At 48.0% G+C, this 26,905-nt stretch carries 25 protein-coding genes and 1 riboswitch; of the genes, 21 read left to right on the top strand and 4 right to left on the bottom strand.

Going from position 1 to position 26,905, the window contains the following annotated elements:
• From AC0YN0_RS08345 to AC0YN0_RS08375, 7 genes are all read left to right on the top strand, one after another.
• Positions 1-801, top strand: a complete 801-nt coding sequence (locus AC0YN0_RS08345; RefSeq protein WP_475820796.1) for a sugar phosphate isomerase/epimerase family protein — start codon at positions 1-3, stop codon at positions 799-801.
• A gap of 354 nt (positions 802-1,155) precedes the next feature.
• On the top strand, positions 1,156-3,195 hold the full coding sequence (locus AC0YN0_RS08350) for a Na+/H+ antiporter (RefSeq protein ID WP_475820797.1): 2,040 nt from the start codon (positions 1,156-1,158) through the stop codon (positions 3,193-3,195).
• A 105-nt stretch (positions 3,196-3,300) separates the two neighbouring features.
• Positions 3,301-3,861: a sigma-70 family RNA polymerase sigma factor gene (locus AC0YN0_RS08355; RefSeq protein ID WP_475820798.1), complete on the top strand. Its 561-nt coding sequence runs from the start codon at positions 3,301-3,303 to the stop codon at positions 3,859-3,861.
• Positions 3,842-4,534 (top strand): hypothetical protein, encoded by a 693-nt coding sequence (locus AC0YN0_RS08360; protein WP_475820799.1) that lies wholly within the window; start codon positions 3,842-3,844, stop codon positions 4,532-4,534. The genes AC0YN0_RS08355 and AC0YN0_RS08360 overlap by 20 nt, the downstream gene beginning before the upstream one ends.
• Positions 4,535-4,869: 335 nt before the next feature.
• Positions 4,870-5,274, top strand: a complete 405-nt coding sequence (locus AC0YN0_RS08365; protein ID WP_475820800.1) for a VOC family protein — start codon at positions 4,870-4,872, stop codon at positions 5,272-5,274.
• Between the two features lie 124 nt (positions 5,275-5,398).
• Positions 5,399-6,472 (top strand): phosphotransferase enzyme family protein, encoded by a 1,074-nt coding sequence (locus AC0YN0_RS08370; protein WP_475820927.1) that lies wholly within the window; start codon positions 5,399-5,401, stop codon positions 6,470-6,472.
• Between the two features lie 131 nt (positions 6,473-6,603).
• Entirely contained in the window at positions 6,604-6,831 is a 228-nt protein-coding gene (locus AC0YN0_RS08375; protein ID WP_475820801.1) for a hypothetical protein, read from the top strand.
• A 106-nt stretch (positions 6,832-6,937) separates the two neighbouring features.
• Here the strand turns inward: AC0YN0_RS08375 and AC0YN0_RS08380 are convergent, their stop codons facing one another.
• The gene (locus AC0YN0_RS08380; protein ID WP_475820802.1) at positions 6,938-7,831 is read right to left on the bottom strand and encodes a DMT family transporter; all 894 of its coding nucleotides are present in this window, start codon (positions 7,829-7,831) and stop codon (positions 6,938-6,940) included.
• A gap of 100 nt (positions 7,832-7,931) precedes the next feature.
• On the opposite strand from AC0YN0_RS08380, the gene AC0YN0_RS08385 reads away from it, so the two are divergent.
• Positions 7,932-8,822: a LysR family transcriptional regulator gene (locus AC0YN0_RS08385; RefSeq protein ID WP_475820803.1), complete on the top strand. Its 891-nt coding sequence runs from the start codon at positions 7,932-7,934 to the stop codon at positions 8,820-8,822.
• Here the strand turns inward: AC0YN0_RS08385 and AC0YN0_RS08390 are convergent.
• A complete protein-coding gene (locus tag AC0YN0_RS08390) occupies positions 8,819-9,265 on the bottom strand; it encodes a hypothetical protein (RefSeq protein ID WP_475820804.1) in 447 nt (148 codons plus the stop codon). The genes AC0YN0_RS08385 and AC0YN0_RS08390 overlap by 4 nt on opposite strands.
• 302 nt (positions 9,266-9,567) lie before the next feature.
• On the opposite strand from AC0YN0_RS08390, the gene AC0YN0_RS08395 reads away from it, so the two are divergent.
• The 8 genes from AC0YN0_RS08395 to AC0YN0_RS08430 all read left to right on the top strand — a co-directional run bounded on the left by AC0YN0_RS08395 (position 9,568) and on the right by AC0YN0_RS08430 (position 21,315).
• Complete coding sequence (locus AC0YN0_RS08395) at positions 9,568-10,755, top strand: right-handed parallel beta-helix repeat-containing protein (protein WP_475820805.1); 1,188 nt, start codon at positions 9,568-9,570, stop codon at positions 10,753-10,755.
• A gap of 240 nt (positions 10,756-10,995) precedes the next feature.
• Positions 10,996-12,630: a response regulator gene (locus tag AC0YN0_RS08400; RefSeq protein ID WP_475820806.1), complete on the top strand. Its 1,635-nt coding sequence runs from the start codon at positions 10,996-10,998 to the stop codon at positions 12,628-12,630.
• A 57-nt stretch (positions 12,631-12,687) separates the two neighbouring features.
• On the top strand, positions 12,688-14,463 hold the full coding sequence (locus AC0YN0_RS08405; protein WP_475820807.1) for a sensor histidine kinase: 1,776 nt from the start codon (positions 12,688-12,690) through the stop codon (positions 14,461-14,463).
• Between the two features lie 107 nt (positions 14,464-14,570).
• A complete protein-coding gene (locus AC0YN0_RS08410) occupies positions 14,571-16,304 on the top strand; it encodes a type 2 periplasmic-binding domain-containing protein (RefSeq protein ID WP_475820808.1) in 1,734 nt (577 codons plus the stop codon).
• Between the two features lie 65 nt (positions 16,305-16,369).
• Positions 16,370-17,269: an ABC transporter permease gene (locus AC0YN0_RS08415; RefSeq protein ID WP_475820809.1), complete on the top strand. Its 900-nt coding sequence runs from the start codon at positions 16,370-16,372 to the stop codon at positions 17,267-17,269.
• 21 nt (positions 17,270-17,290) lie between these two features.
• Complete coding sequence (locus tag AC0YN0_RS08420; protein WP_475820810.1) at positions 17,291-18,178, top strand: carbohydrate ABC transporter permease; 888 nt, start codon at positions 17,291-17,293, stop codon at positions 18,176-18,178.
• Positions 18,179-18,224: 46 nt separating this feature from the next.
• Complete coding sequence (locus AC0YN0_RS08425; RefSeq protein WP_475820811.1) at positions 18,225-20,108, top strand: heparinase II/III domain-containing protein; 1,884 nt, start codon at positions 18,225-18,227, stop codon at positions 20,106-20,108.
• 64 nt (positions 20,109-20,172) lie between these two features.
• Positions 20,173-21,315, top strand: coding sequence for a glycoside hydrolase family 172 protein (locus AC0YN0_RS08430; protein WP_475820812.1), 1,143 nt, complete (start codon positions 20,173-20,175; stop codon positions 21,313-21,315).
• A gap of 247 nt (positions 21,316-21,562) precedes the next feature.
• Here AC0YN0_RS08430 and AC0YN0_RS08435 read toward each other — a convergent pair whose 3' ends face one another.
• On the bottom strand, positions 21,563-22,201 hold the full coding sequence (locus AC0YN0_RS08435) for an NADPH-dependent F420 reductase (protein ID WP_475820813.1): 639 nt from the start codon (positions 22,199-22,201) through the stop codon (positions 21,563-21,565).
• Between the two features lie 172 nt (positions 22,202-22,373).
• On the opposite strand from AC0YN0_RS08435, the gene AC0YN0_RS08440 reads away from it, so the two are divergent.
• From AC0YN0_RS08440 to AC0YN0_RS08450, 3 genes are all read left to right on the top strand, one after another.
• On the top strand, positions 22,374-22,670 hold the full coding sequence (locus AC0YN0_RS08440; protein WP_475820928.1) for a winged helix-turn-helix transcriptional regulator: 297 nt from the start codon (positions 22,374-22,376) through the stop codon (positions 22,668-22,670).
• A 310-nt stretch (positions 22,671-22,980) separates the two neighbouring features.
• On the top strand, positions 22,981-23,535 hold the full coding sequence (locus tag AC0YN0_RS08445) for an AAA family ATPase (RefSeq protein ID WP_475820814.1): 555 nt from the start codon (positions 22,981-22,983) through the stop codon (positions 23,533-23,535).
• Between the two features lie 144 nt (positions 23,536-23,679).
• A riboswitch (ZMP/ZTP riboswitch) is annotated at positions 23,680-23,759 on the top strand.
• A complete protein-coding gene (locus AC0YN0_RS08450) occupies positions 23,729-24,652 on the top strand; it encodes a methyltransferase domain-containing protein (protein ID WP_475820929.1) in 924 nt (307 codons plus the stop codon). It overlaps the preceding riboswitch by 31 nt.
• A 1-nt stretch (position 24,653) precedes the next feature.
• Here the strand turns inward: AC0YN0_RS08450 and AC0YN0_RS08455 are convergent, their stop codons facing one another.
• The gene (locus AC0YN0_RS08455; protein WP_475820815.1) at positions 24,654-24,857 is read right to left on the bottom strand and encodes a hypothetical protein; all 204 of its coding nucleotides are present in this window, start codon (positions 24,855-24,857) and stop codon (positions 24,654-24,656) included.
• 355 nt (positions 24,858-25,212) lie between these two features.
• On the opposite strand from AC0YN0_RS08455, the gene AC0YN0_RS08460 reads away from it, so the two are divergent.
• Both AC0YN0_RS08460 and AC0YN0_RS08465 read left to right on the top strand, forming a co-directional pair.
• Entirely contained in the window at positions 25,213-26,160 is a 948-nt protein-coding gene (locus AC0YN0_RS08460) for a helix-turn-helix transcriptional regulator (RefSeq protein WP_475820816.1), read from the top strand.
• A 67-nt stretch (positions 26,161-26,227) separates the two neighbouring features.
• Positions 26,228-26,773, top strand: a complete 546-nt coding sequence (locus tag AC0YN0_RS08465) for a DinB family protein (RefSeq protein ID WP_475820817.1) — start codon at positions 26,228-26,230, stop codon at positions 26,771-26,773.
• Positions 26,774-26,905: the final 132 nt, after the last annotated feature.

The raw sequence follows: 26,905 nt of genomic DNA on the forward strand, positions 1-26,905 counted from the left end.
ATGAAGCTCAAATTAATCAAAGCGTTATGGGGAATGGAAGGAAGTTACGAGGAATTGTTCGCTAAAGCCGCGTCGGCTGGTTATGCGGGGATCGAATCTCCTTTGCCTCAGCCTTCTGAAAGCAAGAGATTTGTGGAAGGGCTGCAGCGTTATGGCCTTGAATATGTCGCGCAAATTTTCACGGAAGGCGATCATCTTGCTTCCTTTGAGCAGTCGGTGGAGCGGGCGGTTGAATTCCGGCCCATGCTGATCGTTTCGCACAGCGCAAAGGACAGCATGACGGAGAACGAACAAGACCGTTTCTTCGCAGGCGCACTCGCCGCCGAGAAACAAGCAGGCATACCCATCGGGCACGAAACGCATCGAAGCAGGGCGATGTTTACTCCGTGGACAACGGCCAGATTGCTTCGGAAATTTCCGGAGCTGCGCATTACGGCAGACTTCAGCCATTGGGTAAACGTTTGCGAATCCTATCTGGACAATCACGGGGAAGAGATTGCTTTGTCCGTTGAACGAACGATTCACATCCACGGCCGTATCGGGTTTCCGCAAGGTCCGCAAGTACCTCATCCGGGCGCGCCGGAATACCGGACCGAGCTTGCGCTCTTTACGAAGTGGTGGCATAACATGTTTGCGGAGCAGAAACGCCGCAATCAATCATACGCTACGTTTACGGCCGAATTCGGACCTCCAGGCTATATGCCTACCGAACCTTTCACGAACAAGCCGGTCGTCGATCTATGGGAAGTCAATCAATGGACAAGCGACTATATAATGAAGAAGTTTAACGAATGGTTCTAATGAGCCTCTATCATGGCGCAGCCTCAAGCAACTGCCGACTAACGGGCTCCATAAACATAAGATTCAACCAGCGAATTCAGTAACGTAGGACAATAGGTTAAGGCTGACCATTCCGGTCAGCCTTTTTTGCACATTCGACTAAGCTGGCGTGCATACCAAACTGGGCTGCTGCGAAGAACATCGAGGAAAGCTGTTAGGTTTGTTTGTTTATATTCCGTTTAAATATAGAAGGCATGATTAGTTTGGCACCGCCAGCCATATGAACTATACCCGTATAACAAAGCCAAAAGCCAGTATAATAAGGGTTATCGCCTTAGGAATGACATTATCTGGATAAGAAAGAGGGGAATCTTAATGGAATTATTGATGACCATCATATTGCTGCTTGTATGTTTAGTCATTTCGAACATTATAAGCCACTATGTGCCTTTAATACCTACCGCTTTAACGCAGATCGCTATTGGGGTCGGCATTGCTCTCCTATTTAAGGAATTCCATCTAGAAATCGAAACGGAGTGGTTCTTGCTGCTTTTTGTTGCTCCGCTATTGTACAACGACGGCAGATACTTCCCAAGAGATGAACTGTGGAAAATGCGTGCTCCGATTTTCGGTAATGCGATCATTCTCGTTCTGCTTACAACGATATGCGGCGGCTACTTTATTCATTGGATCATCCCTGACATTCCCATTGCAGCGGCCTTCGCCTTAGCCGCCATTCTGTCGCCTACAGACCCGGTCGCGGTTAACGGTATCGCTAAGCGCATTCATCTTCCGGAAAACGTATTGAATCTCGTACGAGGAGAATCGCTGATCAACGATGCGTCCGGACTTGTAGCTTTTAATTATGCGGTAGCCGCGGTTGTCACGGGGTATTTTTCACTGAAAGAAGCTATATTTGACTTTACGTATATGTTTGTCGCGGGTGCTTTCCTCGGGCTCATACTCAGCCTGCTAATGACATGGATCCGGTATAGCTTGCGCAAAAAAGGGATCAGTGACGTTACGCTGCATTCGCTGCTTCAACTCTTGACGCCATTCCTTATCTACATCATTGCAGAAGAGTGGTTCCATGCTTCCGGAGTCATTGCAGTCGTTGTAGGCGGAATTGTTTACTCACTGCTTAGAGAGAAAGCGGAGCCTCTGCAAGCGGAGGAACAGGTGTTAACGGAAAATATATGGACCACGGTATCCTTTATCCTGAACGGAACGGTATTCCTATTGCTCGGCTTGATCATTCCTCCGTCTATACGGTCAACAGTCGAGAATCCAAACATACATAATACTCTTGCAATCGGTTATGTCTTGGCGATCGGAATAGCGATATTGACCATACGATTCGTCTGGTCGTACTTGTTCTCCCATTATGAGTATCGATTTAAAAGAGATAAAGAAATGGCTAAGCCTACGGTTAAAATGACGCTATTGGTCAGCTTGACTGGCGTTCGTGGAGCTGTGACCATGGCCGGGGTGTTATCCATACCGTTGCTGATCGAGAGAGGCGATGCGTTCCCAGAGCGTTCACTCATCCTCTTCTTGGCTGCCGGCGTTATATTGTTCACTTTAATTGCAGCTACTTTGTTTCTGCCTCTACTTAGCAAGGGAGAAACGCCTGAAGGGGAGTCGCCTAATCATTTGGACATAAATATAGCTAAGAGTAAGCTGCTGCTTGCAGCAATGAAAAAGGTTCGTACGGAAATGAACGAAGAAAATGAAGCTGCTGCCTATCAATTGATGGACGAGCTTAGAGAATCGTTCAAACAAACAAATGTAGATATGAACTCGAAGGAAAAAGAAAACAATGACTTTGTACAAAAAATTGTAAAAGTTCGATTAATGGCATTAAAAGCAGAGAAAAAATACATGGAGGAGGCCATGGAATCAGGAGAGATGGATGAAGAGTTATTCGAATTTTTCTCGAGAGCCTTCGAACTGCGCGAAGAGTCTCTGTCTCGAAATGATAGATCCCGATTTGGGATACTCGTACGAAATGAATTACGGGATTGGAAACGTTCGAGCGCCAGACGCCGCAAAGCCGGCAAGGGCAAGGCGCGAATCGCCCAACGTCAAGCGGGGAAAGAAATCCTCCTCAAAGCTTCAAATGCAGCTCTGGCGCAACTCGAAGAGAAAGCGAGGGAGCATGAGGTTGGCGACGTCGTATATAATACCGTCATTTTCGACTATAAACGGGTAATCGATAAGCTTAAAGGTCCCGAACAATTTAATGCTGCCGTAGAAGCGCAGAAAGAAGAGCTGCGGATCATTGTGATGGATGTGGAACGATCGGAGATTCGCCGTATGTACGAGAACGGAGAGATCAGTAAAGAGCAAGTCAAAGATTTAAGAAGAATGATTAATTACATCGAAAGCGCAACCCTTTATGAGCATGCGGAATAAAGCAACTTCGAACGAATTCGAATTAGTCATTTAACTTACCATGACTATGTGTGCAGCGGATTTCGCACTTGGACCGTCTAATAAGGTGAAGGTGGTGATCACGTGATGCCGACCGGCAGTCGACATAAGGATGATTTTGCGAAAGACCCCGCGCAAGCACTGGAGCAACTCATGAACGAATTCGGCACGATTGTCATACGGACCGCGTTTTTCTATACGGGGGATGCTCATCTTGCCGAGGATATTAGCCAGGAGGTTTTCCTGCGCGCGTACCGAAAATGGAACGCCTTCCGCGGTGACAGTGCCGTTAAAACGTGGCTGACGACGATCACAGTCAACGTATGCCGCGACAAAATGAGCGTTCGTATGTTCACGGAGCAGCCAACCGAGCCAGGAAAGTTGGATCTCGGCCGAACGATCAGCGTGGAAGATGAGGCGCTTGAACGGCTGAAGAAGAGCGAAGTGCTGCAGCATGTGCTTCAACTACCGTTACCGTATCAGGAAGCGTTGTACTTGTATTACTATGCGGACCTCAACACGCGGGAGATATCAGAAGCCATTAGCACGCCGGAAGGTACAGTACGCAACAGACTGCATCGTGCGCGAGAAATGCTCGCCCGAGAGATCGGTAAGGAGGGAATCATTCATGAAGGATACAGATCATAATCTGAGCCAACAGTTTAGAAAGGAGTCTGATGAAATGTTATTTTCGAATATGGAGATGAGTGAGCATCTGAAACGGAAGATTCGTCAAGAAGCGGCCGCCGAGAAGGCAGGGCGTAAATCGAAGCTTGCGAAATCATGGAAGGTGGCGGCTGTGGGATTGGCAGCAGCGGTCTCAATCGTTGTGGCCATCCCGCTGATAGGTACACCGAGTGTTCCGGCGCCTGCGGATAATACGACGGAGAATGTATCTCCGCCATTGACGAACGGAGGCATCGCCGGTTCAGAGTTGAGCCAATTGACGACTACGACCCTTGGTTCGATCGAAGAAGCAAAGGCGTCTTTTGGAGAAGGGCTGCTTCTGCCGTCCTTTGTACCGAATGGGTATACGTTAACGGAGATGGCAGCGGTGGGAATGCCGGATCAACCAGCTAGAGATATCATCTTTACGTATACATCGGGGGAACATACGGTGACGTTCTCGGCTAGCCGCATGGCATCCGCCTATCCGGCCGAGCTATTTACGAAGACGAAAGTGGGCGAAGTGGACGGATTCGTATTCGAACAGCCAAACATGACTGAGTTGTTCTGGACGATGGAAGATGTCCATTTTGGCATAACAGGGTCAATTGCCGGAGATGAAGCGCTGAAGATGGCGTTGTCGGCATCGCTTTAAGTGAGAAAAGCTTTAACTCGAATGATGTCTAGGAACAGAATTACGATCGGACGACAAGAACATATCACATTAATTGCCGCGTAAATCGCGGCTTTTTTTGTGGGATAATGACAAGAACTTTAACCTATTCCCACGGACATACCGATGGTTTAGAAATAACGAGTGGGCCAGCGTGCTGAGATTCGGCAGGCAGATTAACTTAGATAGGTGACTAATTTAAATTAAAGTTACTGTACTCCTACATTAAATGGTAAAATCAGGGCGAAGATAAGGCTGGGAAAGATCAATTTGATTTAAACAGGTTTGCAAAAAAATGAAAATGGGGTCGAATGCGAATGGCGACAACTGACTGGGAAAACAAAATTACTGAGATCACATTGTTTGTGGAAGATTTGCATCGGTCGAAGGTATTTTACCAAGAGACGTTCAAACTTGCTGTCATATATGAGGATGCAAACTGCGCGGTGTTCGATTATGGCAACACATGCATTAATCTGTTAAATCAATCGAATGCCCGCGAATTGATTGAGCCTGCGCAGGTTGGTCACCACGGAGATGGCGCGCGGTTCCAATTCACGATACAAGTGTCGGATGTTGACCGGGTATGCGATGAACTGGAAGTGCGCGGCGTTACGTTATTGAACGGTCCGATAACACGTCCCTGGGGGCGGCGGACGGCTTGTTTTGCCGATCCTGACGGGCATGTGTGGGAGATTGCGCAGGTACTTCATTATCAATAGAGCTAAAGAGTTGAATTTTATTATATAGAAAGTTTCCCTATAATTTGAGTGTCATTTTTAGGTAAAATATGCTCAATGGAGCAGTGTAGGTTGAGTTGCAAGAATATGAACTGGAGGAGATACTATAAATTATATTGAGACTGTTAAAATAAGCGATGAATATTTACTGCCATTAGTATCAGAGTTGTACGGATTAGAAGACTATGAAATTCAACTAATCCCGGCACACGAGGGAGGGCGCAATGTCGTTTTTACCTGTGTGAAAGTAGGCGCAGACGCAAAAATACTCAGAATCGCTTTCTTACCTGACAGGAATCGGGAACAATTTCTGGGTGAAGTTGAGTATGTCAGATATTTATTCGAGCATGGTGGAAGCGTCTCGGACGTAGTCAGTTCTCGAAATGGAAATCTTCTGGAAGAGATTAACCATAAAAATCATCCTTTTTTTATCTGCCTTTTTATAAAGGCTAAGGGAAAAATGCTTGCGGAAAATCATTATCAGTACCGTGAAGGAGTCCCAATTACCGAATACTATTATAATTGCGGTAAAGTTCTGGGGAAACTGCATCAAATATCGAAAGGGTATACGCCTGTTCACCGCAGGTATAGTTTTTTTGATAAATACAATGCCGGATTTATCGATAAAGTGATTCCCAACTCATCGTCTCTGCTGAAGGAGAAGCTGTTAGAGCTCCTTCAAGCCTTAGAAGGATTGGACAATAACAAGGATATTTTCGGTATGATCCATTTTGATTTTAACGACGGGAATTATTCGATAAATTATGATACCGGGCAAATCACCGTATATGATTTCGATAATTCATGCTACTGTTGGTTTATGTATGATCTGGCAGATCTCTGGACACAAGGAGTGGGCTGGATTCAATTTGAACCAGACGCCGATAAGCGTAAAAAGTTCATGGACGATTATTTTGAAACAGTCCTTGAGGGATACAGATCCGAGACCAAGATCGAAGATTTGATGCTAGAGCGGTTGCCCTTATTTATCCAAGTAACTCTTATGGAAAATATTGTTGACGCATTCGAGGGAATGCACAATACTGGCGAGGAACCAGAATGTGACGAGGAGCTGTCGTATCTCATAAAATGTATGGAAGACGATATCCCTTATAAGGGGTTTTTTCATGAAATTTACTCGTGTGATGAACCCTTTGAATATGGGGTACTACGTATTTAGTCTTTACGTAACATCCTTTGACTGAGAATCAGGGGTGATTGAATGTTCAATCCCAAGGTCTTCTTCTATTAGTTGTGTCGAAGTCATGGCTAAAAAAGTCAAATATTAACCCGGCACAGCGGGGATGAAGATTGAAACAAAAAGTTTGGAAATGTAATAAAAAACACAAAGACCCAAGGAACGAGAAACTTAAGGATTTTCGTAAAGGTCTTAAAGGTGTTCATTACCACAAAGAAAGCACGGCAGCAAGAAAAGAAGATTATCAAAAATATAGAACACAAATGAAACAATTGATGCGTAAAGAGCAATACGAACTTCTACGCGGCTATCAACGAACAAGCGGATGGATTACTTGGTAAAAAATAGAACTTTATAATCAAGGCAACCCATTTAGTGGGTTGCCTTGATTCAGTTTAAATCGCATCGGGTGAACGTGGAATGTCAGAAAAGCCAGTAGAAGCAGTGTCATTCATTCCCCTTTTGCAGAAGTTTCGGTTTGAGGTTCACCAATGCAATGCCTGCGATAATTAGTACGAGCCCCGCGACCAGTTTGGAAGTGATCGTTTCACCCAAGAAAAGAACACTGGTCACGATCGCAATGAGAGGGACTAGAAAATTAAACGAACCGACTTTGCCAGCTTCACCCGATCCGACAAGCAGAAAGAATATGAGCCAGGTCAAGGCTGTACAGAAAATCGAAATAATCGACAAAGACGAAAGGAATGACGGATTCCAAACGATATCCGTCCAGCTTTCAACGGTTGAGCCCGCAACCAACAATACGATTCCACCAAAGATCATCTGAACAGTAACCAACCAGATGGCATCGACCCTTGTCGCGGTTTTCTTTATATAGATGGTACCGAACGTCCAAGTGATCGTGCTGGCTAAACCGAGCAGGATGCCGATGGTCGAAATACTACCAGAGCCTCCGCTTACGCTGACGACAGCGACACCAAGAAAGCCGAGAATCAAACCGACCATTTTCAAACGGGTCATGGATTCACCCAGCCACAACCAAGCGCCGACGCCTAGTAGAACAGGCTGCATGAATACGATCGTTGAAAACAGTCCGGCTGGCATAGCTTTAAGTCCGTATGTTTGAAAGACGAAAAACAGAATAATATTCAGCAATGCGGAGATTAGGTAGATATGCCAAGTATGCTTCAGATTAAGCTTTTTGTAGCGGGGTAAAGCGAAAGGAAGCAATATGAGACCCCCAATAAAGATCCTCAAGCCGGCGAAAAGCAACGGAGGAGCGAATTCGAGCGCATATTTGGAGAGCGGCCAGTTCACCCCCCACATTGTAACTAGAAACGTTAAATAAACAATTGTACGTGTTCGCGAAAGTTGCATCATGTGTCTTCAGCTCCTGTTGTGGATTTGTTTTTACCATGATACAATGCCTCATAAGATAAATGAAATGAATGTTATCTATAGAGGTGATATCAAAATTGTTATGACACATTCACAACTGATGTTATTCGTGAAAATCGCCGAGACCGGCAATTTTACAAAAGCTGGAGAGCAATTGAATATGACACAGCCTGCCGTAAGCCGAGCCATCTCCACGCTTGAATCGGAATTGGGGGTCATCCTCATGATTCGGGATAAAAAGAAAGGGATCATTCTCACCGATATTGGGAAGCGCCTGACCGTCCTATTCAGAGAGATTTTGCACGGCTACAATAAAGTGGAGCAGGAGGTAACGGCCGAGAAAGGATTTGAAGTCGGTACCGTTCGCATTGGGACTTTCCCGATTGTGTCCTCACAGTTCTTGCCGAAAATATTAAAGGTGCTCGGGGAGAAACACCCTGGGCTAACGTTCGAACTGTACGAAGGAACTATTGACGAGATTAAAGAATGGCTGTCTTCTAGAATAATCGATGTCGGTTGGATTATTCCACCGGATGGTGAATTGGAAGGGATTCCGTTCTTCAAAGACGAATTGTGTCTGCTTCTTCGGGACGATCATCCGTTGCAAAGCCGTACGACAATCCATATCACTGATCTGGACAATGAACCTATGATTGTATGCAAAGGCGGGTTTGTAACGCCGATTTATGAGTTGTTTCAGCAATTCGGAATCGTTTTGCGCGTCAAATATGACGGACACAATATAACCACGGCCTTGAGCATGATTCAAGAAGGGCTGGGCGTCGCGATCGTATCGACAACTTCGTTGTCGTTGTCGGTGCTTCCACCTAATGTCCGCGTCCGGACAATTGAACCGCAGCCGTTCAGAGAGATTCACTTGGCGGTTCCATCTCTGAAGGAGGCTCCTCACGGGGTGAAGCTGTTCCTGCAAACCGCAAGGGAGCTTTATTTATCCGGAGACCGGAACCGCTAATGTGCAAATTTGGCATAGAGTACTGCCGTAGGCCGCTTTATAGTGAGACGGTCCAAAATGAAGAAATGCAAAGCCTGATCAATCAGCTTGGCTATGAGATAATGAATCCTATAATAGTAGAAATAGTGCAGGCAAGCCGTCGCGGCCTGCAATTTCAAAGAGAGCGCGGCATCCGGCACCTCGCCGGGACCGAAGCTAACGTAGCCGTCCGTGCCTCCCATCGCAGCCGCATAAAGAGGGCGAGGAAATGCTGCTGCATATGGCGTTCCCATCGCGTCTCCGAAGCTGCCGAGCGGGAGGACGGCATCGCCCATTTCCCAGGAACGCCAGAAGCTTTTGGTCGGCGACGATCCGGTGCACGGAATGCAGTAGCTTTCCGCGCTCCAATCTGGCCAGAACGGCATATCCGTCCTCGGCGCACTCCGCAGTTCCAGCTCGTTCATTCTCCTCGCGCGTAATTTTAGCCCGATCCGTCAACCAATTCCAGGTGAACGTGCGTCCCGCAATCGTTGACATCACTTCCGATCGTCCATCTACTGTCATCTCCATCACCCATTCCTCCCCAAGTTAAGCCCATCATAAACGATCTCAACTAAGCGACCAATGGCTTACTGCAATGAAGCTATCAAAAGATAATGAAACGCAACAAAACCATATCGCTTCGGCTCGAACGAAGGTTCATACTAGTGTTGAATAATCTTTTCTTGTAACTGGTGGTAACTTCACATTTGAGGGAGGCGAATCCATGAACAACGTCAATAGCAGTAGCATGAAGACGATCACTGTCGGCGGAGTCGGAAGTGACATCGAGGGGTTTACTTGCAGAACAATCCAAGAAGCGGTCGACGAAATCTATCGCCGGGGCGGAGGAGTCGTCAAGCTTGATCGAGGCGTCTACGACGTTATCGGACCGATCCGTTTACATGATGGCGTCGTATTGACGGGTATGGGAATCGACGAAACCGTTTTGCGGAAAACGACCGGCGTACACTCGCGTATGATGATGGATTCAGGATATGGTCAGTTATGTGTGCAAGTCGAGGAAAGCGCCGGGTTCGAGGTCGGGATGGGCGTGCGTATATATGATGAAGACCAGCAATGGGGATGGGCAGAAAGCACGGCGATTGTTACAGCAATCGAGGGTAATACGCTATACATTGACGATTATTTGATTAGGGATTATAGGTCCGACAGAGGCGGCACAGTAACGAGCGCCTGCTCGATCGTCGAGGCGGTTAATGTGAGCCGTGTGATGATCAGCCATTTGACGATCGACGGCAATAAGGCGGAGAATGGTTGGATCGGCGGCTGCCGCGCTGGGGGCATTTATTTGCAGAAGGTTAAAGCAGTTGAGGTGCTTAGCGTGAAGGTACGGGATTATAACGGCGACGGTGTGAGCTGGCAGATTACCGAAGACGTCTCTGTCAAGGATTGCGAAGTATCCGAGTGCGAGGGATCCGGTCTTCATCCGGGGGCGGGCTCGCTCCGCTCCGTGGTGGAACGGTGCGACTGCCATGGGAACCGCGAAGCGGGGCTGTTCGTCTGCTGGCGGGTTAAGTTTGGCGTGTTCACGGACAACAAGCTTCACGACAATCGCAATCATGGCATTTCGATCGGTCACCAAGATACGGACAATGTGTTCGAGCGGAATATCATAGCAGACAATGGTGTCGGCGGCATCTATTTCCGTCCTGAGAAAGCGGCGAACGGGGCACACCGAAACGGCTGGAAGCGTAATGTTATCGAGAATAACGGCAGCGCTGACGGCGGTTTCGGCATTCATGTGGACGGATCCGCGGAAGATAATCTGTTTCGGGACAATACGATTCGCGATGCGGGAAAAGGACAACAAATGACGGGTATAAGGCTGGCGGAAGGGGTGCGCGGCATTATTTTGGAGAACAACTTCATTGAAGATAGGAATAGACAATAAGGTTAGAAGAAGTCGGGTAATAGACGACTTCTTTTTAATGCTTAAATGATAGTTTAGTCGAAATAATAAAGGTTATATAAGATTACGAAAGGAATTAAAATATAGGATATACCGTCGAATACATATGATATCTTCTGAATCTCAAATTCTGTTCATAAATGTAAGCGCAAACATAGTTGTGCTGCCTTGGTAGTAAGACGAATTCCGCTATCTATACGCGCTAGAAGGGAATGAATGATCATGAACCGACTATTGATCGTGGATGACGAGCCGATTATTGTGGAAGGGCTCTATGAATTATTCCAGCAGCAGAATCATTTGCAGCTCGAGGTTTATAAGGCGTACGACGGCATGGAAGCACTCGAACTGGCGCGTAAATCACGGGTGGACATCTTGCTGACCGACATCGAGATGCCGGAATTGAATGGAATCGGACTGCAGCAGGAGCTAGGCAAGCTATGGCCAAGGTGTAAAGTGATCTTTTTGACCGGCTATAATGACTTTACCTATGTGCAATCGTCCATTCGCGAAGGGGCGCTCGATTTCGTCTTGAAAACCGAAGGCGACGAGCAAATTATTCGGGCCGTGGAAAAAGCGATTGCCCAAGTTGCAGAGGAGCATTCATCTGAGCAAATGATTGCCAGGGCGAGAGAGCAGATGACCGCAGCACTGCCTTTCCTTCGCCGCGAACTGCTGCTGGAGCTCATTCAAGGTGATCAAACCGCGATGCGGTCGCGAGCGGGCAAGTTCGCCGAGCTCGGGATTCCTCTTCATACGGATCGTCCCGTCTACATGGTGGCTGGCCGCGTCGATGTTTGGCGAGAGGGAATCCGTTCCACGGACAAAGCTCTGTTTCTCTTTTCCATTCATAACATTTTCGAAGAATATTTCGCTCAGACGTTCGTAACGGTTCATGTCATCTATGAAAAAGAAAAGTTCGTCTGGTTCATGCAGCCCAGAGAGTCGCGAACGGATTTGAATTCGCTAGAAAGCGCCCAGCGGTACTTGCTAGGTACGCTAGAAGCGGTGCAAACGTCGTGTAAACAATATCTCAAGCTAAGCTGTTCGTTCGTGTGGAGTGGCGAGCCTTGCGAGTGGGAAGATGTGCCGGCCCGGTTCGAGCGGCTGTCCCTGCTGTTCGTGCGCGGACTCGGGCTAGGCAGCGAAATGCTGCTGACGGACCGGCAAGGCTTCGGAAGCGAAGTGAAACAAGAACGGACGAAGATCAGACGCATCCAATTACTCGATTCGTATTTGGAACAGCGGGACCATGAAAAGTTCTATAAGCTGTTCAGCGAAATTATGGGAGTCGTCGAAGGCGGGACGATCGATCGCACGGGCATCGCGCTCGAAATTTTTTATACGCTGTCGTCCATTTTCATCGCGGCATTCAACCGAGCGGAACGGTTCGAGGAATTTGCCGCCGAATTCGACGTGCAAAAGCTGTTTTCCGTACAAGCCCACGCTTCCTGGGAGGAAGCGGACGCCTTTTTCCGGCAATTGGCCGACTGGCTATTCCGCTCGAAGCAAAACGAGAACGAGCAGGAAACGAGCGAAATCGTAAGGCTCGTCCACGAGTACGTGGAGAAGCATTTGAGCGGGGATTTGTCTTTGACGAAACTGGCGGAAACGGTGTATTTGACACCTTTCTATTTGTCCCGGCTGTACAAGCAAAAGACGGGAAGAAGTCTTACCGATTATATCGCGGAGCTCAAAATCAACGAAGCGAAGGCCCTGCTCGGCGAGACGATGATGAAAATTCACGAGGTAGGAGAGAGAATCGGCTTCGATTCGCCGGCGTATTTTACCCGTTTTTTCAAAAAGGCGACAATGCTTACTCCCCAAGAATACCGAGACGCTTCAAAGAAGATATGAAAGGACAGGTATTAGGCTCCGCGGTCTAAATCTGCATTTATAGGGGCGAACACGCATATGAAGGTTACTCGGAAATTCCGATTGAAATTGACGATATTCCCGAAGCTGACTATTGCATTCCTGCTTGTGGTCGTTCCGATCTACAGTATCGGATTCGGCATGAACCAACTGGGGGAGTCGAGCGTACGCGAGGAATTATCGAAATCGCTTATGTCGAGAGTCGGCTTCTACCTGAACTCCCTCGAGGTCGAAAATCAACGGATGATCGGGCTGCTTCAGCAATATGTTGTCGACAAGGATATCCAGCACGCCGCCTTTATCAGCAATACAATGACGATCGGCGAGTGGACGGAGACGGTGCAAAGCATCCAGGACAAGCTGCAGCTGATCAAGAGCTCCAGCGTTTACATCAAGAGCGTGAGCGCGCACATATTGACGCTGAAACGGACGCTGTCGAGCGAGAAGACGATCAGCGACACGATCGATCCCGAATATCATGCGGTTGCTTCCGCCTCCAAGTTTAGCGGCGTAGGCACCTACTACTGGCACGATCGGTTGTTCCTTGCTATTGCCTATCCGGGTTCAGAGCTGCCGAATATGAAGGAAACGTTCGTGCTCGCCATTGAAATTAACGAGGAAGTGATTAAGCAAGCACTGCTGAGCTTCTCGGATTATAAGAACGCCGGCGCGATGCTGATCAATACGGATAACGGGTGGATGCTGGACAACGGAACCGATCCGAAGCTATCCAATGAATTAGCTGGCTACTTGAAGTTTCGTACGGCGGACAAGGCCGATGATGTCTTCGAGCAGATTTCCACGGAGCAGGGCTCTTATTTCATCTCTTATAAGCACTCGTCTTCGTTCAGCTATTATTTGATCGCTTACGTCCCTCCGGTTGAAATGCTCGGCCCGATCGACGAATACCGAAAGTTGCTGTTGATATTGTCATTTATTTCGCTTGTCTTTATCATCGCGTACTCCTACTGGCTGCATCAATTAATCCGCAAGCCGCTGCATCGGATGATCTCCGGCTTCAAGAAGGTGGAGGCGGGAGTAATGGAGCCGATCCCGCTGCCGAAGTCGAAAGACGAATTCCTGTACTTGTTCCAGCGGTTCAATATGATGACGGACAATCTGAAGGTGCTGATCCAGGAGGTGTACGAGCAGAAGCTTCGTGCCCAGACGTCGGAGCTGAAGCAGCTGCAATCGCAGATTAACCCACACTTCCTGTACAATACTTACTTTATCCTGTACCGCTTGGCGAAAATGAACGATAACGAAAGCGTCATCCAGTTCAGCCAGCATCTCGGGGTTTATTTTCAGTACATTACCCGCGACGCAGCCGCCGAGGTGCCGCTCAAAGACGAGATCAATCATGCCCGCACTTATGTAGAAATTCAAAATATTCGATTCACCAAAAGCCGAATTTCCGTAGATTTCGGAGAGTTGCCCGAAGAGTGGGGAGAAATGCGCGTTCCACGCCTTGTTCTCCAGCCGTTTCTCGAGAACGCCTACCAATACGGAATCGAGACGAAACGCAAGGATGGCAAAATCGTCGTGACGTTTGAAGAGAGGGACGGCCTGCTGCTCCTATCGGTTGAAGACAACGGCGAGAAGCTGATGAATGCCGATCTGCAGTTGATCGAAGCAAACCTTGCGAACCAAGGTGCGGATATGGAATACACAGGGATGCTGAACGTTCATCGCAGGCTGCAAATCCGGTTTGGGGCGAGCTTCGGAGTGTCCGTTGCCCGCGGTGAAATGGGCGGGTTGAAGGTGACGATTAAGCTGCCAATGGCCCTGTCCGCCTCTGGTGATTTATTGAAATAGATATTAAAGGATAATACATGGTATCGATTTATTATATTCGCCGCATCGCGCTGGCTTCATAATGAAAGAGTAGCACATTCTAATGCAGAACATAGGGGGGTTAGGTATTGAATAATACGAAAGCGATAAAAAGCTCGTCCATTCTCGCATTACTCCTTATTATGACTACTGTTACAGCGTGCAGCAGCGGCAATAACAACAACGCAGGCAACGCTTCATCGAACGTTAGCAGCTCGCCAGCTCCAAGTTCGGCAGCTACGGCCGCGACCGGTGGCGTTCCCGAAGGTCCAACGGGCAAATACGATCCTCCCATCGAATTTACGACCGTCCGCTCGGTTAATCCGGACACGAAGTACCCGGAAGGCGATACGCTGGACTCCAACATCTGGACAAGAACGTTTGAAACCGAACTCGGCATTAAAGTAAAAAATGCTTGGAAAGTCAGCGGCATGCAGTATCAGAATAAGGTGGCTGTAACGATTGCATCTGGCGACATGCCGGATGTCATGTCGGTCGACGCCCAACAATTCCAACTGCTCGTGCAAGCCGGTACGATTGCGGATTTGACCGATATCTACCCGAAGTACGCTTCCGATCTGACGAAAAAAGCATTAGAAATCAACGATGGCGTCCGGCTGAAGGCGGCGACGGTTGATGGCAAGCTCATGGGGATTCCGGCCGACGGCGGAGAAACCTCCGATACGCAGCTTATTTATCTTCGCAAGGATTGGCTCGACAACCTGGGTCTTCAACCGCCTAAGACGATGGACGACGTAATCAATATAGCAAAGGCATTTACGAAGAATGATCCGGATAAGAACGGTAAGAACGATACGTACGGACTAAGCCTTGACTACAACCTGTTCAATGGCTGGTCGGGTCTGGACGGCTTCTTCAACGGCTATCATGCTTATCCGTACAATCCTTCTAAAGGGACGGGAACGGTTCTTAACTTCATTAAAGGCGCGGACGGCAAGGTGAATTGGGCCGACACTCAATCGGAAGTAAAGACTGCTCTTGGCAAGCTGGCCGATCTATTCAAGGAAGGCGCGATCTATCCGGAATTCAGCGTCATCGACGGAGCGAAGTCCGCGGAGCTCGTAACGGCTGGCAAGATCGGGATGACGTACGGCGCATTCTGGGTACCAACGTGGCCGATTAACAATATGTACAAAGACGTGGGCGCAGACTGGCAAGCGTATTCGATCGTATCGGCGGACGACAAGCCGGTTCTGTCGCAAACCACAACCGCGTTGCCGGCGCACTTCTATGTTGTCAAGAAGAAGTCTGAGCATCCGGAAGCGGCGTTCCTGTTGTTGAATATGTATAACGACAAGATTTATGGAAACTTCGATCCGAACTATCATACGGTCGTCCAAGGAGAGGAATCAATCGGAGTCTTCGGCATGGCACCGGTCTTAGGCGGCATGCCTGATCAGAATCCCGTGGCGGCCGCCGCGGTTCAAGCTGCCGTCAAGGCCGGAGATACTTCAACGCTTACTGCCGAACAGCAGCAATATTACGATCAAGTTTCCAAGTTCCAGGCCGGCGATAAAACGATGTGGGCTGCTAATAAGCTATGGTCCGAAGGCGGCGTGTTCAGTCTCTTGGGCGCTTATAAAGAGAACAATCAAATCTTCATGTCGGCATATACGGGCAACCCGACTCCAACGATGATTGCCAAGGGACCGTCGCTGCGCGATGAACAGGTCAAGACGTTTACGTCGATCATTATGGGATCCAAGCCGGTCGACTATTTTGACGAATGGGTTAGCAATTGGCTTGCGTCCGGCGGACAGGATATTCTGAACGAAGTTAATGAAAGCGGTCAGATTCAATAAGAATGAACAGGGGGATAGTGGCCTTGCCGCTGTCCCCCTTCGTATCAAGGCAGGAGGGGAATCTATTGAACCGCAGAAATTGGAGACTGGAAATGCCGCTGCACCTTATGCTGGTGCCAGGGCTGATCGTTGTCCTACTGTTCTGTTACGGACCAATGGTCGGAATCTTGATTGCTTTCGAAAATTATACTCCCGCCAAAGGGATCTTCCGTTCGGAATGGATCGGACTCGATCACTTTCGATATGTGTACAGCCTGCCAGAGACGAGAGAAGTTCTTCGGAATACCTTATTCATCGCCATCATGAAAATCATCGGCGGACTGATAGCGCCGTTCATCACTGCTTTGCTGCTGAACGAGGTCAGGAAGAAATACTTCAAGCGCTCCGTGCAAACGATCATTTATATGCCGCACTTCCTGTCTTGGGTTATTATGGCGGGTATCCTGCTTGACGTACTCTCCCCGACGTCCGGTATCGTGAATCAATTCATTGAGTGGCTTGGATTTGAAAAAGTGTTCTTCCTCGGTGACGATCGTTGGTTCCCTTATGTACTGGTCTTGACCGACGTGTTCAAGGAATTTGGCTTTGGAACGATTGTTTATTTGGCCGCTATCGCTGGCGTGAATCCTTCCTTGTACGAAGCAGCCGTTTTGGACGGCGCCAACCGCCTGCAACAAACGCTTCATGTGACGATACCCGCAATCATCCCTATTACAATTCTGCTCTTGACACTAGGCTTGGGCAATGTACTTAATGCCGGCTTTGATCAAGTCTATAATCTATACAATCCTTCCGTCTATTCGACGGGCGACATTCTAGATACTTACGTGTATCGAATCGGACTTGGCAATGGCCAGTTCGGAGTAGCAACTGCCGTTGGCCTGTTCAAGTCGGCGATCTCGCTCATTTTGATATCGCTTTCTTACATGGCTGCATCTCGTTTTGCCAATTATCGCATTTTCTGACAAGCAGCGAGGAGGATTGTCATGGTCCAACACTACTCACTAAGTCGCAAGCTGTTCGTCGTTTTCAATTATATGATCCTTGCGGCTATGTCTTTAATATGCATTTTGCCTCTGCTTAATGTTTTCGCCGTTTCCTTAAGCTCGTCCGCCGCTATTGACGCAGGCAAGGTTACGCTATGGCCGGTTGAATTCTCTACGAAGGCTTACAGTTTCGTCGCGCAAAAGAAGGAATTTCTTATATCGATAGGAATCTCGCTCGAACGAGTCGTGATCGGCGTTGCCTTGAACATGCTTCTAACGGTACTCACAGCATATCCGCTGTCCAAGGAAGCATCGAGTCTCCGTTTTCGGACGGGATACGCTTGGATCTTCGTATTCACGATGCTGTTCTCCGGCGGTTTAATTCCGACTTATATCGTCATCAAGGAGTTGGGCTTATTAGATCAGATCTGGGCGCTCGTCCTGCCTGGGGCGCTCCCCGTATTTAACGTCGTCCTGATGTTGAACTTCTTCAGAGGATTGCCGAAGGAGTTGTCGGAATCGGCGTTCATCGACGGCGCTGGACATTGGCAGACGCTATGGCGGATCATCGTCCCTCTCTCGATGCCTTCGATCGCTACGGTAACGCTGTTCGCGATCGTTGCACACTGGAATGAATGGTTCCATGGACTGATCTATATGAACGATCCGAGTCATTACCCGCTTGCCAGCTATCTGCAGACGATCGTTGTCCGAATGGATATGACCATGCTCAGCGATTCTTCTTTGCTTGAATATTTGGCTACGTTGAACGATCGATCGTTGCGCGCGGCGCAAATTTTCCTCGGCATTGTACCGGTGCTGTGCGTATATCCATTCTTACAGCGGTACTTCATGAGCGGTATGACGCTCGGAAGCGTCAAGGAGTAGACTCGTAAGACGACTATCGCAGGCATCGGAGAGAGGGGGGACAACTTTGTTATATGAACGTTATGGTTCGATGCGGTTGGAAGAGCTCGGATTCGGCACAGGAGAATATGCTCCGTTCCCGACGGCGGATGACCGCGAAGCATGGAAGTCGCTTGCACCCGAGACAAAAGAGATATGGCTGAAGCTCGCCGATCGTTATGCCGATTATGCGTGGCCGGCGCTTCGCGTCTCGAATTATCGAAGGTACTGGACGGAAGGCAATCTGTCGGGGCTTAGTCTCTCATTCTTCGAGCGCAGAAGCGTGCTAGGTATCTTGACGCTTGCGGAATGTATGATTGGGGAAGGTAAATACCTTGATCAAGTGGTGAACGGAATTTTTGTCATTTGCGAGGAGACGACCTGGGTAAGCCCCGGACATCGCAGTCATTGGGATGTAGATAAGCAGGAAAGTATTCCTAGCATGATGGAATACGGCGTGGAGCTATTCACAGTCGAAACGGCAAGGCTGCTGCTCTGGATCCGCTACTTGCTTGGCAGCAGGCTGGATGCGATCAGTCCGCGTATCAACGAGCGAATCGTGCAGGAGATCAAGCAACGAATGCTGCAGCCGTATCTTGAGCACGACGATTATTGGTGGCAAGGGTTCACTCCGGATGTTCGGGTGAACAACTGGAATCCGTGGTGCAACGGTCCGGTACTGACAGGTTTCCTGCTTGCGGAAGAAGACCCGGCGATCAGAAGCAAAGGAATCGCGAAAGTGTTGCGGAGCCTTGACACATTCATCGCGACATATCCTTCGGATGGCTGCTGCGACGAAGGACCGTCGTATTGGAGCGCGTCAGGCGGCGGCCTGTATGAATGCCTCGAACTGCTGTCGCTATCGTCTCAGAGTCGCGTCGATATTTACAACGAGTCGATCGTCAAGGATATTGGAGCATATATGCCGAAGGTGCACATCCACGGAGACTATTATGTGTCTTTCGCCGATTGCGACGTCAAGGCGAGTCCCGGCGGCGGAGGGGTATACCGCTATGGACGCAGCACGGGAGAGGAACTGCTGCTACGGCTTGGCTCCAGTCTTCCGGCAAGCGGCGAACCCAGCACGAGAATCTGGTTTAACCTGTATGGGTATACGCGGGATTTATTCGTAGAGAAAGAAAGGCTTGCACTGAGGTCGGAGGCACCGTATGCGCGGGATGCATGGTTCGCAGTAACCGAGGTAATGACCGCAAGAGAACGGGAAGGGAGCAAGCAAGGCTTGTATGTCGCGGCCAAAGGCGGCAATAACGGGGAGGCGCACAATCATAACGATGTCGGCAGCTTCCTCGTTTTCGCCGACGGCTATCCGCTTCTTGTTGATCTCGGTATGGAGGAGTACAAGGCGCAGACGTTCAGCGATCGGCGCTACGAGCTCTGGTATCTGCAGTCGCAGTATCATAATCTTCCAACGGTGCGTGGCGTGCAGCAACATGCTGGAGGGCGCTACCGGGCAAGCGATGCAAGGTATGAGCAGCAAGGCGGAAGCTCAGAGTTTAGCCTGGATATCGCCGAAGCTTATCCTGAAGAGGCCGGCATCGAAAGTTGGAGGCGTAACGTCAGATTGGAGCGTTCCGGCGTTCCGACCGTAACGGTCAACGATCGATATGTCATGAAGGACGGCGCTTTGGCGGATATATTCCATTCGCTTATCACACCTTGCGAGCCGGTGCTAGGGGACGGAGGCGTTATTCGGCTGTCCTATGCGCCCGGTAAACAAGCCGTCGTCCATTACGGTAGCGAACACTTGGAAGCGACCGTTGAACCGATCGAACATATGGACAGCCGTCTAAGACGCAATTGGGGCGACCGCATGTACCGTATCGTGCTTACGGAACGAAGTCCGGCTGCGCTAGGGGAGCGAACGCTTACCGTTACATTGGATCCAGGCTGACAAACGTAAAATGCAGACTGCAGTGGTTCGCGACAATAATAAATCAAGAAAGAGGGATTAGAGCATGAGCGTATTACAAAATATTATCCGGATCAAGGACGGCGTACGTGCCAAAAGAGTATCGAGCTACGATCGCTCGGGAGGCAATCAGGATTACGTGACGATCCAAGCCGGAGAGACGGCCGTGTTGGCGGATCTTCCCGGAGCGGGCATCATCAAGCATATCTGGATTACGGTTAGCGCACCGGACAAAATGATTCGCCGCAACGCTGTGCTGCGCATGTATTGGGACGGAGAGACGGAACCGAGCGTTGAAGCGCCTCTCGGCGACTTCTTCGGTCAAGGCTGGGGCGAAGAATATAACTATATGTCGTTGCCGTTGGCAGCGGCGCCATCCAAGGGCAAAGCGCTCAATAGCTATTTTCACATGCCGTACGGCAGCGGCGCGCGTGTTACGCTACAGAACGAATCCGACGAGCCAATCCAATCGTTCTATTATTACATCGATTACGAGGAGCATCGGGAAATGCCGGCTACGATCGGCCGATTCCACGCTTGGTGGAATCGCGAGCTGACCGAGGTGCATCCGGAAGCGGGAGAGACGGAATGGAGCGTCGTCGCACCGGAAGGTAAAAATCCGAGTGACAAGAATAACTATTTGTTCGCTGATATCGAAGGGAAAGGACATTTTGTCGGCGTCAACTATTTCGTCGAGAATCCGGGACCCATGTGGTACGGCGAAGGAGACGACATGTGGCTGATCGACGGAGAAGAGTGGCCGGGCTCGCTGCACGGAACAGGTACGGAGGACTTCTTCAACAGCTCCTGGTGCCCGAATGAGGTTTATTTGCATCCCTATTTCGGCTATGCCCGCGTGCCGGATAAGCTAGGATGGATGGGGAGAACCCATTGTTATCGGTTTTTGCTCGAGGAGCCGGTCTACTTCGACAAGTCGCTGCGCGCGAGTATCGAGCACGGCCACGATAACAACCTGACGCTCGACCTGTGCACGGTTTCGTACTGGTATCAGACGGAGCCGCATAAGCCGTTTCCGGCTTTTCCGTCGAAAGAGCATAGGCAGAACATGCCGGAAATCTCGATCGCGAACGTCCATCAGTGGCGCCACGAATGGAGGCAGGCTCTCGGCGGGGGAACCCGGCTGTGGGGCAACGAAGCGAAGCCGAAGCCTGCCGATAAAGGGAAATAACATTTTAGGAAGCTGTCAGAAGGCTTACTATGTGCCTCCACACAAGTATGAACTATATAAACGTAATAAAGAAAGCACTCATACCAACCGTTATAGAAGCCTACGGTTACACTTATAATGGGATATTTGTAAAGACAAGAACTGCAACGGTTAACTTGTTAACGAGGAACGATTAGTTCAATATTTGTCCAATATGGGGGTACCGCGGAACGATATCGGCAGCCCCCATTAGGGTGGGGAAAAGTAGTTAATGACTTAACAAAGCAAATGCAGAGCCTGGCGACTGTAAGTTAATTTCGCTAATCACACATGCAAGCATGATCGATTCCTGTAGAAGGCTTTGCCGTATGTCACCTAAGTCAACGACCGTTGTCCAACCAATATCTTTAAGCAGAGCTCTGACCTGATCTTTAGATGAATTATCGTTTCCACACATAAACATGATTGGCGAACCTTCTTTAAAATTTGGATGGATCATGATTTTGTCGCTGACTGTATTGAGTGTTTTCACAACATTGCTTTCCGGCAATAACTTTTGGACTATTACCCCTGTCGAAGTATCTTGAAGGAGTAAGCGTGGGCCGTTATCAAAATGTACGGCGTTGCTTACATCAATGATCGTCTTGTTTCTTAGATAGGCCGGATCGATGGTTTCGAGAACATCTTTTATACAGGACCAAGGGAGTGCTATAATAATGATCTCGCCAAACCGTGCGGCTTCATCAAATGAAGCAATGCCCACAGAATCGCCTGCCTCTTGCTTCCAAGAAATATGCTTCGAGTGATGAGGTTCTCGGTTGCTGATTAAAACACGATGACCTGATTTAACAAATCCCTCCCCTAATATTTTACCTACATTTCCTGCACCAACAATTCCAATGTTCATATTCATTCCCTCCTCACTACGAGTGATTATATGAACTTTATCAATAATGAACAATAAGGCACTTTAATGTATCCAACCGCACGATTGAATATATGGGTTATAATATTGGTAAAAGTGTGGTGTGCGAATGCCTGTCGAATTAAATGAGTGTCCGGTAGAAGTTGTATTTACGATGTTAAGTGGGAGATGGAAAATTCCGATCTATCGATACTTATTTAAAAATAACAAACCTGTGCGTTATAGCGAAATACTGAGGCATTTACCATCTATATCGAAAAAAATACTAACGGAACAGCTTCGCGAACTTGAGCGTGATGGAATCATTGAAAGAAAATCATATCCTGAACCTCGACCACGAGTAGAATATATGTTGACTTCGCTAGGAAGATCTATGATTGTATTTCTTGATAAAATGAGCGAGTGGGGCGAGGAGCACATCTTAACGAATAAACCGGAGTTCAGTAGTTAAGATTGTAATAAGCGTTCTTACTAGTAATACTTGAAATAATAACTTAGAAAGACATCCTGCACGAGTAACGATAGCACTAAAAATACATCTGGGGCATTTCTTGGGCTACGAGGGAAGATTTTATTTAAATGAGTTTAAACTAACCGAGAACTTTAGTACAACGTACCATGGAGTAGATGCGACAGCAGCTGCTCCATTTTTCATTAAAATAAAGCTAGTTATTTTTGTACTGAGAATCTAATTTGTAATGATACTATACACAAAATTGGTAATTATTTATCATTTTATTACGACATGAGGAGAGAAACATATGTCAAAGCCTTATTTAATCGTTGTCACCGGTAGGCCAGGTTCAGGGAAAACAACAATTTCTAAGGAGCTTAGTAATGAGATTTTTATGCCAGTAATCAGCCGGGATCAGATTAAGGAAGGGTATGTACATACCTTCGGCAAAAGACATAACGAGCTTCCGGAGGAAGCCAATAAAACGGCCACGGGAATATTCTTTGATACGCTCATGGGGCTGATAACCAACAACGTGTCAGTGATTGCTGAAGCAGCGTTCCAGCATAGGATATGGTCGACCATGCTTGAACAGTTCATGGGAAAGGCGAGGGTCTATCTGTTGATTTGCAAGGTTGACGAAAAGATCGCGCTTGACAGGTTTGTCCGCAGGGGGCTGGACAACCCACTGCGAGAGTACTTCCATGGCGATAAGGGAGTCGACATGGCCAGAAAAGGAATTGAACCTAGCGTGAGCCCTTACGAGGAACCCCGGATCGACGTCCCCATATTCAATATTAACACTTTAGGAGAATACACCCCCTCCATTAAGGAACTAAGCAGGAAAATTTTTGGTGAATAGGATATTACAACATTACCTCAACTAGGACATGAACGGCAGCAGGTCCCTAAGATCGGCTGCTTTTTTTCATTGAAGTAACGGGCAGGATAACGCAATAATTCTCCTTGCTTTAATTTCAATATTCAGACTATAATTAAGTAAATTTCTGGTATGTGTAACTGGCGTAAACGTGGATAACCACGAGGGAGCACATATTCATACCGCCGTACGCCTGGGCAGAGGTAAAGGGGATATCCCTCTTTGCCTCTTTTCATTTAAGGAGGCATATGGGATGAATACATCATATCAATTCGACCATTTCGAGCAAGAAAAAAGAGTATCAGAAATCCAGAGATTAACAGAAAACGTGGATAGTCACTCAGAAACACTTATCCGTTTATTGTTTGAAAACGGTCTATACGGAGCCAAAAATGTTTTAGATGTAGGGTGCGGTACTGGAGCCATGATTGAGTTATTCTCAAAGTATTTACCCGACGCCTCTTTTATCGGCATCGATAACAGCGAAACAATTCTAGAAGCAGCACAAAAAAAGCCATTAGGTATTCAGGGAATTCAATTCGTCCACGGAAACGCTAACATTCTACCGTTTAATGACAACACATTTGATTTTGTTTATACACGGCTTGTTTTAATGCACAATACACACCCACACGAAATTGTAAGAGAAATGGTTAGGGTATGCAAGCCTGGCGGTGTGGTTTGTGCTGTTGAGATTGATGATGGTACCCAAGTGTTTCATCCGTTCGGGCGAGAGTTGTCCACATTAGTCAATGCGCATATCGAATACGCGCGTATACAGGGCACTGACCGTACAATAGGCAGAAAGCTATATTCGTATTTTGTAACCGAAAACCTGCAGGACGTAAAAGTAATCATCCAGACCAGTGACTTTCTATTGAAAAATGATGAGACTGTGGAAATGCCAATTCTACTTCGCTTTGCTTTAGGAAATGATGAAGCGAGGCGTTTGGTCACCGCTGGATTGATGTCAGAGGATGAACGAGTGGAGATTGTAAACAACATCATTCCAGCGTATTGTCAATATCGACACCGTTTTGATTCCTGTTCATTTATGTATTCATTTGGGAAGAAGTATTTAACTAACGGGGAACTGTAGCTTAGTTGTGAAAAATCAACCAGGCGATCAAAAGCCAGAATGGCACAACCAAAAGCGCTCCATTAATCATGCCGGTCGTAAATTTTCCTCTGCGCTTCGTCGATCTGTTCTCTATGGCTGCCGTTGCGGCGAAATTCGAAGAACGAGTCCTAATGCCTGCTTGAAGCAAAGTAGCGTTGATCGGCTTGCGGTGAATTATTCTCATAAAGCAACCCTTCTTTCCTGATATTTCATGACTATAGTCGCGCTAATGAATCATTATTCTTTATATCGGTCGCAAATGAATAGGAATGAAGTCCTCATTAAACAAATGTTACAAAAAATAATTGCGTGTTAATGGGTGTCTAGAGACTTATAGCTGACGCGTGTCAAAAGACACAATTCCCAGGAAGCCACGATTTATTAAGCTAACGGGAGACGATAGTGGAACATCGAAAGGGCTGCCAATGTGGTAGCCCTTCGTTTCGCTCACAGGATAGTTCCAATTTTATAGTTGGGTAGCTTACTGTGTTAGAATAAATAAAAATGAACTTGGATGATGGCTCAGCGGGGGAACGAAAATGAACAAAACCGACCGGCAACTCGCCATATTGCTGGAACTGCAACGAAGCAAGATATTGAGAGCAGAAGATATGGCTGCTTTATTTGAGACGAGCGTGCGGACAATCTATAGAGATATTCAAGCCCTTAGCGAAATGGGGATTCCAATATTGGGAGCCCCCGGACAGGGTTATTCCCTGATGGAGGGGTATTTTCTTCCACCAGTCGGGTTTTCGGCTGAAGAGGCGGTAACCCTGCTCATGGGTACAGATTTTATTGAGCAGCGGTTGGATGGTGATTATGGAAATATAGCTAAGGCGGCTCGACACAAAATTGAAGCTATTTTACCCGAAGCAGTGCGCGATGAGTCGATGCGCGTTCGGGAAACCATGAAGCTTCTTCAAGCTAGCGAAGCGGTAACCGGCTTGAGGGAAAAAGACTATCTCGGACAAGCACGGCGCGCGATTTTGGAACGGCGAAAACTAAGGATTTCATACCAGAAAAATATGCCGGAGACGGACGGCAATCGAAAGAGTATGCGTGAGGTCTCTCCATACGGACTGTCGCTCGTTGAAGGTAATTGGATTTTGATCGGGCACTGCGACCTGCGGCAGGATATCCGCCATTTCCGTTTGTCGAGAATGACTGAGCTAGTCGTTCTGGATAAACACTTTGCAATGCCGATTGGCTTTAACTTAAGCCATTACCGTCCGCCGGACGACCGCAACGAACGCGTACTGGTTCGAGCCAATCCAGAAAAGGCCGATAAAATTGCCGAAACCGCTAACTTTTATACGGAAGCGGTCGAAGAGCGGGCTGACGGAGTTTGGTTCCATTTTCGCGTTCGAACGCCGGAGGAACTGTTGCACCTTATCCTCAGCTGGGGAGGAGACGTCGAGGTTCTGGAACCAGAGTCTTTACGCCGACGGATTCGGGAAGAGGCAGAAAAAATTTTTAAACGCTACTGACATGCTGTTGTCAGTAGCGTTTTTTTATACTGGGGTTATACCCAAGATGAATGAGGAGTGTTGTTAAATGAGAAGTACAGCGGAAGCATTGCAGGCGTTTGAGGTGACGGTTGGAGGATATTTAGTTGAACTGGAAAACCTCAATATGGAGCAATTACTTGCAAAACCTAACGAGGAGGAATGGTCGATTGGGCAAATGTATATGCATTTGATTCAGTCGGCTCAATTCATGCATCTGCATAATGTTGACCAATGTTTAAACGGAAGCGCGGCTGTCCTGGGGAACACGGGGGAAAAAACAGAGAATGGGAGAGCCGCGTTCGAGCTTGGAAGCTTTCCGCCCATTCGGATTCGAGTCCCGGCTTCGCCGCAGTACACACCGCAGCAACCGGATAGTAAGGAGCAGCTGATGGAAGGCCTTCGTGGCGTAGTGGAACGGATGAAACGTACTGAAATCGCTTTGAGTCAGGCGCCAGAAGGGAATAGAATCCTTCATCCAGGTTTCGGCGCGTTAAACGCTACAGAGTGGTTTTTGCTGGTTGAAATGCATTACAGGCATCATCTATTGCAGTTGGAGCGGTTGCAAGATTTTATAGAAAATTTGGATTTATAAATCGTAAGATACACGGTCGCAAGGTCGGACGAAAAATGATTACAAGAAGAGCATTCAACGATCATGAGGGTTCTTTCCATCCGCCCATTGCTGCGCAAACGTGGTCATTCAACCGAACTGAATAGTGCATAT

The sequence above is a fragment of the Paenibacillus sp. J22P218 genome (genome assembly GCF_056269195.1).